This is a genomic window from Micromonospora sp. NPDC047465, from assembly GCF_040643125.1.
In the GTDB taxonomy this organism is placed as follows: Bacteria; Actinomycetota; Actinomycetes; order Mycobacteriales; family Micromonosporaceae; genus Micromonospora.
In genome coordinates this window covers 312,551-325,431 of record NZ_JBEYTP010000002.1, presented here as the reverse complement: position 1 = coordinate 325,431, position 12,881 = coordinate 312,551, and the positions used below count along the sequence as shown (strand labels likewise).

Genomic DNA, 12,881 nt, shown 5'->3' with positions numbered 1-12,881 from the left:
CATGGCGCGGATCGTGGTCGTCGGCGCCGGGGTGGGCGGGCTGGCCACCGCCGCCCGGCTGGCCGCCACCGGGCACGAGGTCACCGTGCTCGAACGCGCGGACACGGTGGGCGGCAAGCTCGGCCGGTACGTCCACGACACCCCGGCCGGCCCGTTCCACTTCGACACCGGGCCGAGCCTGCTCACCCTGCCCGACGTCTTCCACGACCTGTTCGGGGCGACCGGCGCGAAGCTCGACGAGTACCTGGACCTGGTGCCGGTGGACCCGATCGTGCGGCACGTCTTCCCCGGCGGCGGCCCGGCCCTCGACTCGTGCGCCGACCCGGCCGAGTTCGCCGCCCGGATCGGCGCGGCCTTCGGCGACCGGGCCGCGGCGGACTGGCAGCGGCTGTGGCGCCGGGCCGCGCGGGTCTGGCAGGCGTCGCACCAGGACGTCCTGCGCCGCCCGATCGGCTCCCCGCTGGACCTGGCCGCGCTGGCCTGGCGGCTGGGCGACCTGGCCGCCATCGGGCCCGGCCGGACGCTGCGCGGGCTGGGCCGGCGGCACCTGTCCGACCCCCGGCTGCGGATGCTGCTCGACCGGTACGCCACCTACACAGGCGCCGACCCGCGCCGCGCGCCGGCCGCGCTGGTCGCCGTGCCGTACGCCGAACTGGCCTTCGGCGGCTGGTACCTGCGCGGCGGGCTGGGCACGCTCGCCGACGCGCTGCTGACCCGCTGCCTGGACCTCGGCGTGGTCGTGCAGACCGGTGCCACGGTCACCCGGATCGACGCCGCGGGCGGCCGGGTGCACGGCGTACGCCTGCGCGGCGTCACCGCGCCGGTCCCCGCCGACGTGGTGGTGGCCAACGTCGACGCGCTGACCCTCTACCGGGACCTGCTGCCCAGCCCGCGCCGGCTGGCCGGGCTGACCGACCGCAGCCTGGCCGGCTTCGTGCTGCTGCTCGGCGTCGCCGGGGGCTCGGGGCTGGCCCACCACACCGTGTTCTTCCCGCGCGACTACGACGCCGAGTTCGACGCGGTCTTCGGCCAGCCGGGGCGCGGCGTACGCGCCCGACCGGCGGCGGACCCCACCGTCTTCGTCACCGTGGCCGACGACCCGATGGTCCGTCCGGCCGGCCACGAGGCGTGGTTCGTGCTGGTCAACGCGCCCCGGCACGGCACCGCCGCCGGCGCGGTCGACTGGCGCCGGCCCGGCCTCGCCGAGGCGTACGCCGACCGGGTCCTCGACGTGCTGGCCGAGCGCGGCGTCGACGTGCGGGACCGGCTGGTGTTCCGGGAGGTCCGCACCCCGGCCGACCTGGCCGACGCGACGGGCGCCCCGGGTGGGTCGATCTACGGCACCGCCGGCGGCCTGCTCCGCCCGGCCAACCGGGGCCCGGCGCACGGGCTGTGGCTGGTCGGCGGCTCCAGCCACCCCGGGGGCGGCCTGCCGATGGTGACGCTCTCCGCCCAGATCGTCGCCGACGAGATCGGCCCCGCCTGGTAGGGCCGGTGCGCGGGAGGGCACCTGCCCAACATCCCGGTGGCGGTCAGCACTGCGCGCGGGCGGCGCACGGTCAGCCGGCGTCGATCAGGGCGCGGCGGACGGCGGAGAGGAGCTGGCCCAGCCCGAAGCCGGCCAGCAGCACCCAGACGGCGGTCGCCATGGTGATGGTGCCGGCCGCCAGGTCCGGCTCGATCAGCCCGGTCAGCCCGGCCAGCAGCAGCCCGACCAGGGCGACCGAGACCCGGGTGGGGCGCTCCCCCACGGTCACCGCGCCGATCTCCCGCATGCCGGCGGAGACCGCGCGGGCACGCACGTACTCGTGCAGCCAGGAGAGCGCGCCGGCGGTCGCGACGAGCGCCCCGGGCGCCCCGATCAGCCAGAACGCGGCCAGCCAGGCGACCTCGCCGAGCCGGTCGGCCAGCGAGTCGTAGACGTAGCCGAGCCGGGTGGTGCGGTTCGTGGCCACCGCCACCGCGCCGTCGACGCTGTCCGCCACCGCGGCGAGCAGCACGAACAGCGCCCCGAGGAAGGGGCCGTCCTGCGGCCGTACGGCGAACAGCGGCACGCAGGCGCAGAGCAGCACGCCGACCACGGTGACCGGCGTCGGGCCGACCCGGAGCCGGCCCAGCACGAACCCGACGTGGTAGGCGAACCGCAGCCAGGCGCGGACGACCGGGGCCGCCGCCCGCGGGTCGAAGCCCCCGTGCAGCCGGGCCCAGGCCGTGGCGTAGTCGTCCCAGTTCAGCTGTGTGCCCACCACGGATCAACCGTCGCGGCGGCGCTCAGGTGTCGCGGCATGTGCGGTCACACCCGCGCGCCGACCTGGAGGTTGTGCCAGACCTCGCGGGTCGCGGTGGAGCGGTTGAGGGTGATGAAGTGGATCCCCGGCACGCCCTCGTCGAGCAGCCGCCGGCACATCTCGCTGGCCTGCTCGATGCCGAGCCGGCGCACCGCCTCCGGGTCGTCGGCGATCGCCGAGAACCGCTCGGCCAGGGCCGGCGGGAAGGGCGCCCCGGAGAGCTGCACGGAACGCTCGATCGTGCCGATCTGGGTCACCGGCATCACGCCGGCCAGGATCGGGGTGTCGCAGCCGGCCGCGGCGACCCGGTCGCGCAGCCGCAGGTAGTCGTCGGCGTCGAAGAACATCTGGGTGATCGCGAACTCGGCGCCGGCCCGGCACTTGCGGACGAAGTGCTCCGTGTCGCTGGCCACGTCGGGCGAGCGCGGGTGCTTGTACGGGAACGCCGCCACCCCCACGCTGAAGTCGCCGGCGTCGCGTACCAGGCGGACCAGGTCCTCGGCGTAGAGCACGCCCTCGGGGTGGCGGACCCACTCGCCGCCCGGATTGCCCGGCGGGTCCCCCCGCACGGCGAGCACGTTGCGCACCCCGACGCCGGCGAGCCGGCCGATGACGTGGCGCAGCTCGGCGACGGAGTGGTCGACCGCCGTCAGGTGGGCCATCGGCAGCAGGGTGGTCTCGGTGGCGATCCGCTCGGTGACCGCGACCGTGGTGTCGCGGGTCGACCCGCCCGCGCCGTAGGTGATCGAGACGAACGAGGGACGCAGCGACTCCAGCTCGCGGATCGCCTGCCACAGCAGCCGCTCGCCCTGCTCGGTCTTGGGCGGGAAGAACTCGAACGAGAAGGTCGGCTGGTGGTCACGGATCAGCTCCCCGATCGCCGGCTGCGGATTGGGGAGGACCGAGGGAAGACCGAGCGCCACCCCACGACTCTAGCGGGCGGGGCACGCCGCGCCGGAGACCTTCCCACAGCGGGGGACGCCGGCCGCGCCCGGGTCGACGCGCGCCGGCGCGGGACGGACCCGGAGTCCACCCGGCCGGGGCCGGAAAGCGTCGTACCCCCGGAGTAGTCATGGTGCAGCGCGGGGCGGGCCGGCCGGAGGTCGACCTGCCGGGGGCACGCGCGGGGGTCAGCCTTCCACCGGTGACGCACGGGTCCCGTCCGGGCCTGCGCCGCCGCCCGCGCCGACGCCCCGCCCGGAGGACCGATGACGCCGCCCCCACCCGCTCCGCAGCTGCTCGGGCCGCTGCTCGCCCAGCTCCGGCTGGCCCGGGGCTGGAGCCAGTTGCGGCTCGCGGCCGAGCTCTGTGCCGCCTCCGGGGTGCCGACGCTCAGCCGGCACGAGGTCTCCCGGTGGGAACGGCAGCTGCGCGTCCCCGGCGAGTTCTGGCTCGGCTGGCTCGCCGTCGTCCTCGCGGTGCCGCTCGACCTGCTGGCCGACGCCGCGGCCCGCACCCGGCGCCTCGGTCCGCCGCCGTCCTTCGGCGGGTCCCGGTCCCGGGCGGCGCTGCTCGCCCTGGCCCAGCGCTGGCTGGTCGACCCGCGCGCCGCGCTGCTGCCCGGCGCGCCCGCCCGACCGGCCGACGACCCGGGCGACGCCGAGACCTGCCCGGCCGGGTCCGGGCAACCGGCCGACGACCGGGACCGCCCGGTCGGGTCCGGCGCGCCGCCTCGGGTCCCGGCCCGGCCGGCGGCTCCGATGGTGGCCGACCGCCCCGGGCCCCACCCGGCCCGGCCGCGTGCCCGGCCGGTGCGGCTGGCGGAGCTGCGCCGGCTCGACGACCTCGCCGGCGGGGCCGACCTGGCCGGGCTCGGGGCGTACCGGCTGGGGCGGGCGGTGCGGGCGTTGGCGGGGTCCGGGCCGGCCGCGCGCCGCCGGCTGCTGCCCGAGCTGGCCGGGTCGGCCCAGCTCGCCGGCTGGCTCGCCGCCGATGCCGGGGACGCGGCCGGCGCGCTGGACGCCTACCGGTTGGCGTTACGCGCCGCCGCGACCGCCGGTGACCCGGCGTTCGCCGGGCACGTGCTCGGCTCGGCCAGCCATCTGCTCGCCGGCGTGGGCGACCCGGAGGGCGCGCTGGTGCTGGCCCGCACGGCGTACGCCGGGGCGCGGCCGTGGGCCACCCCCGGCCTGCGCGCCCTGCTGCTGCACCGGGTGGCGCTGGCCGCGGCGACCGGGGGTCGGGCCGGGGCGGCGCGGCAGGCGCTCGAGGCGGCCCGCCGCGTGACCGACACGCCGGAGCCGGGCCGTGAGCCGCCGTGGCTCTACTGGCTCGACGGCCTGGAGCTGGCGGCGATGACCGGGCGCACGCTGGTCGCGCTGGGCCGGCCGCGCCCGGCCGAGGCGCCGCTGCACGCCGTCCGGCAGCCCGGTCGCCCGCGCACCTCGGCGATCTACGGCGGCTGGCTGGCCCGCGGCTATCTCCAGCTCGGCGAGGTGGAGCGGGCCTGCGCCGTGGCCGGCGAGGCGCTGCTCGACGCGGTCCGCGCCGGGTCGCCCCGGGCGCTGGGCCACCTGGCCGAGGTGCGGCGGCGGCTGGCCGGGCACGGCGGCGAGCCGGCCGTCCGGCGCTACCGGGCGCTGGTCGCGGCGGCCGGCCCGTACCTGCCCCGCCCTGGGTCGCCGCCCGGACGGGGCGGCCGGCGGGGTCCGGCGACGCGCGCGGCGCGTCGGCCCCCCGGCGGTGCGACGGGGGCGAGCCCGACCGGCTAGCGTCGTGGGGTGACCCATGCTGCTCCCGTTTCCCCGGTCGACCGTGCCGGGCTGCGTCAACGCATCGACAAGGCGCTGGCCGAGTTCCTGGCCGGCCAGCGCACCTGGATGACCGGCGTCGACGACGCGCTGATGCCGGTCGCCGAGGCGATCGAGGCGTTCGTGCTGGGCGGCGGCAAGCGGCTGCGGCCGGCGTTCGCCTACTGGGGCTACCGGGGCGCCGGCGGGGTGGACTCCGACCAGGTCGTCACCGCTCTCGCGGCGCTGGAGTTGGTGCAGGCCAGCGCGCTGATCCACGACGACCTGATGGACCGCTCCGACACCCGGCGCGGGAAGCCGGCGGTGCACCGCCGGTTCGCGGCCCGGCACCAGGCGGCCGGCTGGGGCGGCGACGCGAACGGCTTCGGCGACGCCGCGGCCATCCTGCTGGGCGATCTCTGCCTGGTCTGGTCGGACGGGCTGCTGCACTCCTCCGGGCTGGACCCGCGCACGGTCGCCCGCGCCCGGCCCGTCTTCGACGAGATGCGCACGGAGGTCACCGTCGGCCAGTACCTCGACGTGCTGACCCAGGCCACGGGCGACACCTCGCTGGAGCGGGCCGGCATGGTCGCCCGCTACAAGTCGGCGAAGTACACGGTCGAGCGGCCGGTGCTGCTCGGCGCCGCGCTGGCCGACGCGCCGGCCGAGGTCCTGGCGGCGTACTCCGGGTACGGGCTGCCGTTGGGCGAGGCGTTCCAGCTCCGCGACGACGTGCTGGGGGTGTTCGGCGACCCGGCCCAGACCGGCAAACCCGCCGGCGACGACCTGCGCGAGGGCAAGCGGACCTATCTGGTGGCGGCGGCCCTGGAGACAACGGACGAGGCGGGGCGCGAGCTGCTGCTCGGTGGGCTCGGCGATCCCGCGCTGGACGAGACCGGGGTCGCCCGGCTGCGGGAGATGATCAGCGACAGCGGCGCGTTGGCGCGTACCGAGCAGCGGATCGCCGTGCTGACCGACGCCGCGCTGGCCGCGCTGGCCACGGTCGACCTGGAGACCGAGGCCCGGCAGTCCCTGGTCGACCTGGCCATCGCCGCCACCCGCCGCACGGACTGACCGCTCCCCACCCACCCCCGCCCGCCCACCCCGCGCGATCTTGCACGTTCGGCCCCGCATTTTGTCCCGTATGGCCGGGAATGCCGGGGCACAAATGCACGATCGCGGGGATGGAGGGGCGGGGCGGGGAGGGGAAGGGTTAGAAGCCGAGGGCTTGGGCGCGGCGCTTGATCTCGCGGGCCTGGTCGCCGGCGAGCGCCTTCGCGGGGGTGGCGCCGGGGAGGGTCTCGTCCGGCTCGTAGAGCCAGCGCAGCGCGGCCTCGTCGTCGTAGCCGGCGTCGGCCAGCAGGTTGAGCACGCCGGGCAGGTGCTTGAGCACGGTCTTGTTGGCCACCAGGTCGGTCGGGATCCGGCGGACGCCGTCGCGGCGCACCGCGATCAGCTCGCGGTCCCGGATCATCTGATGGACCTTGCTGATCGACACGTCGAGGCGCTCGGCCACGTCCGGCAGGGTCAGCCAGTCGGCGGCGTCGGCGGGGCCGGCGGTCTCGGGGGCGGGCACGGCCCGGTCGGCGGGTACGGAGTCGGTCACCCGACCACCCTGCCATGCCCGGCCGGCCGGGACCAACGGCACCCCGACGAGGCGACTGAGCAGGTCGGACAGGCGGCGCGAGCGCGACGGGAAGGTTTCCGTCGTAGCCCGGCTGTACCATCCTGTTCAACCTTCACCCTCCGGGCACATAGACTCCCTGCCGATGGACACACAGGTCGCCGACACGTTGCTGGGCTCGCTGATCGACGGGCGCTACCGCATCCGCGGTCGCGTGGCTCGTGGCGGCATGGCGACCGTGTACACCGCCACCGACGAGCGCCTCGAGCGCACCGTGGCGGTCAAGATCATTCATCCGTCCCAGGCGCCCGAGACCCAGGCCCGGGCGGCGGGCTTCGTGGAGCGGTTCACCGACGAGGCGAAGACGATCGCCCGGCTGACCCACCCGAACGTGGTCGCGGTCTACGACCAGGGCACCCACGCCGGCCTGCCCTACCTGGTGATGGAGTACGTCCGCGGCCGCACCCTGCGCGACGTGCTCGCCGAGCGGCGCCGGCTCGACCCCGACGAGGCGCTGGCCATCGCCGAGCAGATGCTCGCCGCGATCGCCGCCGCACACCGGGCCGGGCTGGTGCACCGCGACGTGAAGCCGGAGAACGTGCTGGTCGCCGAGGCACCCACCGGCGGCACGGGCAACCTCGTCGACAGCGTGGTCAAGGTCGCCGACTTCGGGCTGGCCCGGGCCGTCGAGGCGAGCGCCGACGACGAGAACGGCAACCAGCTGATGGCCACGGTCGCGTACGTCGCCCCGGAACTGGTCACCGAGGGGCACGCCGACCCCCGCACCGACGTCTACTCCGCCGGCATCGTGCTGTTCGAGATGCTCACCGGCCGGGTGCCCTACGACGGGGACCGGCCGATCGACGTCGCCTGGCAGCACGTCGACCGGGACGTCCCGGCGCCGTCGACGCTGGTGCCCGGCCTGCCCAAGGTGCTGGACGACCTGGTCGCCCGGGCCACCCGACGTGATCCGGGCGCCCGGCCGACCGACGCGGGCGCGCTGCTGGCCGAGGTGCAGGTGGCCCGGGACGACCTGGGCAACGCGAACACGCGTACCGCCGTGTTGCGCCGGGTGACCGACGAGCCGGCGGTGGCCCAGCCGACGATGGTGGTCGCGGCGGTCCAGCCGGCCGAGCGGCCGGCCTGGGCCCGGCTGCCCGAGGGCGGCGCTCCACGGGCGGGCCGTCGCCGGGCCGCGACCGAGGAGGACGAGAGCCGGTGGTCGCGGCTGTCCGCGCTGCGCGCCCGGGTGATGGGCGACCCGCGGGGCCGGATGGCGGTCATCGCCGCCGTGGTGGTGCTGGGCCTCGTGGCCGCCGGGGGCGGCTGGTGGTTCGGGGTCGGCCGCTACACGGTGGCGCCGCAGCTGGTGACCCTGAGCAAGGCCGACGCGGAGGCGCAGGCCGCCCGTGCCGGCTTCACCGTCGCCTACGCCGAGCCGCGCTACGACGAGAAGGTCCCGAAGGACGCCGTCCTGGCGCAGGATCCGGTCTCCGCCACCCGCATCGTCAAGGGCGGCACGATCACGCTGACCCTCTCGCTGGGGCCGGAGCGTTTCCCGGTGCCCGACGTGGTCGGCAAGGAGTTCGAGCTGGCCGAGGCGGACCTGCTCGACGCGAAGCTGGTGGTGGCGAAGGGCACCGCCCGCTACGACGACAACCTGCCCGCGGGCGTCGTGGTGGACACCAACCCGAAGGTGGGCACCGAGGTCAAGCCGGGCGACAAGGTCACCGTGATCCTGAGCAAGGGCAAGGCCCCGATCTCGGTGCCGAACCTGGTCGGCAAGAGCCTGGCCGAGGCCCGGACGATCCTCGCCCAGCTGGGCCTGGTGCTGGTCGAGCCGCCCACCTACAAGGACTCCGACAAGCCCAGGGACGAGGTCCTCGGGCAGAGCCCGGCGGACGGCACCGGGGTGGAGGCGGGCGCCAAGGTCAAGCTGGAGATCAGCAAGGGCCCGCCGCTGGTCCCCGTGCCCCGGGTCATCGACCTGCCGTGCCAGCAGGCCAAGCAGGTGCTGGAGAGCCAGCAGTTCCCGGTGGTGATCCAGTTCAACCCGAACGGCATCACCCGCTTCCAGAACCCGCCGGAGAACACGCAGGTGCCGCCGGGCACCCAGGTCACCATCGGGTGCCTGTGACGATGCCGGAAAACCACGAGATGACGGCGCAGGACAAGATGACGGCGCAGGACGGGACGGCGCAGCACCGGCCGGTCGGCTCGCACACGCCCACCTCCGGCGGCCTGGCGAAGGCGGCCCTGCCGTACGCCGACGCGGCCGGCTCGCAGGTCGTGCAGGTCTACGTCTCCAACTCGCGGGGCTGGGCGTTGCCGGCCGGCGACCCCGCCCAGGACACGCTGTTCCGCGACGGCTGCGGCGAGCGGGGCCTGCCGGTCTTCATCCACGCGTCGCTGCTGGTCAACATCGGCTCCCCCACGGCCAACACGGTCGAGCGCTCGGCGGAGACGCTGGCCCACGCGCTGCGCCGGGGCCGGGCGATCGGCGCCGAGGGCGTGGTCTTCCACGCCGGCAGCGCGGTCGACGAGAGTCACGCCGACGCGGCGATGCGGCAGGTCCGCGAGACGCTGCTGCCGCTGCTCGACGAGGCGGAGGCGGCGGGCCGCCCGCGGCTGCTGGTCGAGCCGAGCGCGGGCGGCGGCCGGTCGCTGGCCTCCCGGGTGGAACAGCTCGGGCCCTACCTCGACGCGGTGGACGGGCATCCCTGGCTCGGGGTCTGCTTCGACACCTGCCACGCCTGGGCCGCGGGGCACGACCTGGCCGCCGAGGGCGGCATGACCGCGACGCTGGACACGTTGGTGGCGACGGTCGGGGCCGGGCGGCTGCGGCTGGTGCACGCGAACGACTCGAAGGACCTGTGCGGCTCGACCCGGGACCGGCACGAGAACATCGGCAAGGGCACCATCGGCGAGCCGGCGTTCGCCGAGCTGATGGCGCACCCGGCCACCGCCGGCGTCCCGGTCGTGGTGGAGACCCCGACGGAGAAGCACGTCGGCCACGCCGTCGACATCGCCACCCTCAAACGCCTGCACCCCTGAGACGTCGCCCGGCTCCGCCCCCCGGTCCGTCGGGCCGGAGCTGGGCGGAGTCCGGCCTGCGGCGGCCCGGCCCACGCGCCGCGGGGATCCCCAGCCGCCCGGGATCCCGGACGCGCCGTGGCCTCCGTAACGGCTCGGTCCCGCGTGCCCGCGCCGGGCGTCAGCCCCGGAGGATGCGGGTGACGACCTCGACGGCCCGGTCGATGCCGGCGTCGTCGACGTCCATGTGGGTGACCAGGCGGGCGACGCGGGGGCCGAGGACCGACACCAGGACGCCCTCGGCGCGGGCGGCGGCGGCCAGGGCGTGCGCGTCCAGCGGCGCCTTCGTCAGGTCCAGCGGCACCAGGTTGGTGCGGACCGTGCCGGCCAGCACCCCGAACGGGGCGATCGCCTCGGCGAGCCGGGCCGCCTTCGCGTGGTCGGCGGCGAGCCGGTCGACGTGGTGGGCCAGCGCGTACCGGCCGGCGGCGGCGAGGATGCCGGCCTGCCGCATCCCACCGCCCATCCGCTTACGGATGAACCGGGCCCGCTCGATCTGCTCGGCGCTGCCGACGACCAGCGAGCCGACCGGCGCGCCGAGCCCCTTGGAGAGGCAGACCGACAGGGTGTCGAAGAGGGCGCCGTACTCGGCCAGCGGCACGCCGTCGGCGATGTGCGCGTGCCAGATCCGGGCGCCGTCGCAGTGCAGCGCCACCTGCGCGTCGTCGGCGACCCGGCGCAGCTCGCGCAGGGTGGCCAGCGGGATCACCCCGCCACCGCCCCGGTTGTGGGTCTGCTCCACCGCGATCGCGCGGGTGGGCACCGCCCAGTAGCCGTCCGGGCGGATCATGGCGGCGACCGCGTCCGGGTCGATGTCCGCGCCGACCGCCGGCCACGTCCGCGAGGAGATGCCCCCGTACGCGGCGGCGGCCCCGATCTCGTACGTCACCACGTGGGCGTCGGCGTCGCAGAGCAGTTCGTTGCCGGGCGGCACCAGCAGTTGCAGGGCGATCTGGTTGGCCATCGACCCGGTCGGGGCGAACAGCGCCGCCTCGTGCCCGAAGAGCGCGGCGACCTCGGCCTCCAGCGCGTTGACCGCCGGGTCCTCGCCGTAGACGTCGTCGCCGACCTCGGCGGTGGCCATCGCCTCCCGCATCCCCGGCGTGGGCCGGGTCACGGTGTCCGAACGGAGGTCGACGATCTCGTCAGCCACGCAGCATCTCCGCCACCAGGAAAGCCAGCTCCAGCGACTGCTGGGTGTTCAGTCGCGGGTCGCAGGCGGTCTCGTACCGGTCGGGCAGGTCGAGGTCCTCGATGCCCTGGGCGCCGCCGAGGCACTCGGTGACGTCCTCGCCGGTCAGCTCGACGTGCAGGCCGCCGGGGTGGGTCTCCAGGCCCCGGTGCACCTCGAAGTAGCCGAGCACCTCGTCGACGATGCGGTCGAAGTGCCGCGTCTTGTAGCCGTTGGACGACTCGTGCGTGTTGCCGTGCATCGGGTCGCACTGCCAGACCACCTTGGCGCCGGCGGCGGTCACCTTGGCGACGATCGGCGGCAGGGCGTCGCGGACCTTGTGGTTGCCCATCCGGCTGATCAGGGTGAGCCGGCCGGGGATGTTGTCCGGGTTGAGCTTCTCGCAGAGCTCGATCGCCTCGTCCGGCGTGGTGGTGGGGCCGAGCTTGACCCCGATCGGGTTGGCGATGCGGGAGATGAAGTCGATGTGCGCGCCGTCGATCTGCCGGGTGCGCTCGCCGATCCACAGGAAGTGCCCCGACAGGCCGTACGCCCGGCGGTCGGAGACCCGGGTGAGCGCCCGGTCGTACTCCAGGGCGAGGGCCTCGTGGGAGCAGTAGAGGGTGACGGTGCGCAGGGCCTCGTCGTCGGTCATCCCGCAGGCGCGGATGAACGCCAGCGCCCGGTCGATCTCCCGGGCGATCGCCTCGTAGCGCTCGCCGGCCGGCGAGTTCTTCACGAAGCCCTTGTTCCAGTCGTGCACCGCGTGCAGGTCGGCCAGCCCGCCGGCCAGGTACGCGCGGAGCATGTTCATCGCGGCGGCCGAGTTCGCGTACGCCCGGATCATGCGCTGCGGGTCGGCGGCCCGCGCCTCCGGCGTGGCCTCCAGCGAGTTGATCATGTCGCCGCGGTAGGCCGGCAGCCCGCGCGCGTCGGTCGGCAGCGACCGGGGCTTGGTGTACTGCCCGGCGACCCGGGCGACCTTGACCACGGGCAGCGAGGCGCCGTAGGTGAGCACGATCGCCATCTGGAGCAGGGTGCGGGCGTTGGCCAGCAGGTGGCTCTCGGTGTTGTCGGCGAAGGTCTCCGCGCAGTCACCGCCCTGGAGCAGGAACGCCTTGCCCTCGCAGACCAGCGCGAGCCGCTGGCGGAGCTGGTCGACCTCGTAGGGCGCCACCACCGAGGGCACGGTGTCGAGCACCTTGCAGACCTCGGCGACCCCGGCCGGGTCCGGCCACGGCGGGGTCTGTGCGCGGGGCAGCTCCCGCCAGCGGTCCAGGCCGAGGGCCGCGTCCTCGGCGGAGTCGATGGTCGGGCGGCTGGTCTGCAGCCCCGGGCTGCCCACCGCGGGATGGCTCAGCTGATGCCACTCATGGCGCATGACAGAAGCGTACGGCGACCGACCGGGCGGCCGACGGGCGGAGGGCAGGGTTCCGGCAGGTGAGAGATGACTCACCGGAGCGCAGGTCAGGGCGTCGCGGCCGGAGCCGGGGAGTGGCCGCCCGGCGCCTCGGCGGCGATGCACCAGTCGGCGCCGTCGCGGGTGACCGTGAACAGCAGCGGCCGGGCGACCGTGCGGGAGCCGGCCTTGACCGAGACCGTGGTGCTGACCTCCTGGCCCTGGGGGCCCGGGCGGATGTCGGTGATCTCGGCCTGGGAGACGGTGAAGTGGTCGGCGAAGTCGCCGTTCGGGCCGGTCGCGGCGGCGTCGAAGCCCTCCTGGAGGACGGCGCAGAGCTGGCTGCGGCCGGCCGCGACGTCCTTGGCGGTCATCGCGTCGAGGTACGCCTGCACCCGCTCCCGCGACTTGGCGGCGGCCTCCTCGGCCGGGGCCCGCCCGGGCTTGGTCGCCGGGTCCTCCTCCTTGCCGACGCCGCAGCCGAGCAGGGCGAAGGGCAGGGTTCCGAGCAGCACAGCGCCCGCCGCCAGCCTCCCGTGCGTCGCGCGCATCGCCACCTCCGTCGCCGTGGACATCG

11 protein-coding genes are annotated in these 12,881 nt (G+C 75.8%); 5 read left to right on the top strand and 6 right to left on the bottom strand.

The features are described from left to right. Position 1: 1 nt before the first annotated feature. Complete coding sequence (gene crtI / locus ABZ793_RS03810) at positions 2-1,489, top strand: phytoene desaturase family protein (RefSeq protein ID WP_357451366.1); 1,488 nt, start codon at positions 2-4, stop codon at positions 1,487-1,489. A gap of 70 nt (positions 1,490-1,559) precedes the next feature. On the opposite strand, the gene ABZ793_RS03805 is transcribed toward crtI, so the two are convergent. After that, positions 1,560-2,249, bottom strand: a complete 690-nt coding sequence (locus ABZ793_RS03805) for a CDP-alcohol phosphatidyltransferase family protein (RefSeq protein WP_357451363.1) — start codon at positions 2,247-2,249, stop codon at positions 1,560-1,562. 44 nt (positions 2,250-2,293) lie between these two features. Then, on the bottom strand, positions 2,294-3,211 hold the full coding sequence (gene metF / locus ABZ793_RS03800) for a methylenetetrahydrofolate reductase [NAD(P)H] (protein WP_357451360.1): 918 nt from the start codon (positions 3,209-3,211) through the stop codon (positions 2,294-2,296). A 285-nt stretch (positions 3,212-3,496) separates the two neighbouring features. Between metF and ABZ793_RS03795 the strand changes: the two genes are divergently transcribed. Together ABZ793_RS03795 and ABZ793_RS03790 are read left to right on the top strand one after the other, a co-directional pair. After that, positions 3,497-4,999, top strand: coding sequence for a helix-turn-helix transcriptional regulator (locus ABZ793_RS03795; RefSeq protein WP_357451357.1), 1,503 nt, complete (start codon positions 3,497-3,499; stop codon positions 4,997-4,999). A gap of 9 nt (positions 5,000-5,008) precedes the next feature. Further along, entirely contained in the window at positions 5,009-6,091 is a 1,083-nt protein-coding gene (locus ABZ793_RS03790) for a polyprenyl synthetase family protein (RefSeq protein ID WP_357451354.1), read from the top strand. A 139-nt stretch (positions 6,092-6,230) separates the two neighbouring features. Here the strand turns inward: ABZ793_RS03790 and ABZ793_RS03785 are convergent, their stop codons facing one another. Further along, positions 6,231-6,593 (bottom strand): Rv2175c family DNA-binding protein, encoded by a 363-nt coding sequence (locus tag ABZ793_RS03785; RefSeq protein WP_350712139.1) that lies wholly within the window; start codon positions 6,591-6,593, stop codon positions 6,231-6,233. 193 nt (positions 6,594-6,786) lie between these two features. Here ABZ793_RS03785 and pknB point away from each other — a divergent pair, with 193 nt between their 5' ends. Both pknB and ABZ793_RS03775 read left to right on the top strand, forming a co-directional pair. Further along, the gene (pknB, locus tag ABZ793_RS03780) at positions 6,787-8,778 is read left to right on the top strand and encodes a Stk1 family PASTA domain-containing Ser/Thr kinase (protein ID WP_357451351.1); all 1,992 of its coding nucleotides are present in this window, start codon (positions 6,787-6,789) and stop codon (positions 8,776-8,778) included. A 38-nt stretch (positions 8,779-8,816) separates the two neighbouring features. Next, positions 8,817-9,695 (top strand): deoxyribonuclease IV, encoded by an 879-nt coding sequence (locus ABZ793_RS03775; RefSeq protein WP_357451506.1) that lies wholly within the window; start codon positions 8,817-8,819, stop codon positions 9,693-9,695. Between the two features lie 160 nt (positions 9,696-9,855). Here ABZ793_RS03775 and ABZ793_RS03770 read toward each other — a convergent pair whose 3' ends face one another. The 3 genes from ABZ793_RS03770 to ABZ793_RS03760 form a co-directional block, all read right to left on the bottom strand. Further along, entirely contained in the window at positions 9,856-10,887 is a 1,032-nt protein-coding gene (locus tag ABZ793_RS03770; RefSeq protein WP_357451348.1) for a GntG family PLP-dependent aldolase, read from the bottom strand. Beyond that, complete coding sequence (locus tag ABZ793_RS03765; protein WP_350712129.1) at positions 10,880-12,286, bottom strand: class II 3-deoxy-7-phosphoheptulonate synthase; 1,407 nt, start codon at positions 12,284-12,286, stop codon at positions 10,880-10,882. The genes ABZ793_RS03770 and ABZ793_RS03765 overlap by 8 nt, the downstream gene beginning before the upstream one ends. An 86-nt stretch (positions 12,287-12,372) precedes the next feature. Further along, complete coding sequence (locus ABZ793_RS03760; RefSeq protein WP_357451345.1) at positions 12,373-12,855, bottom strand: hypothetical protein; 483 nt, start codon at positions 12,853-12,855, stop codon at positions 12,373-12,375. Between the last annotated feature and the right edge of the window lie 26 nt (positions 12,856-12,881).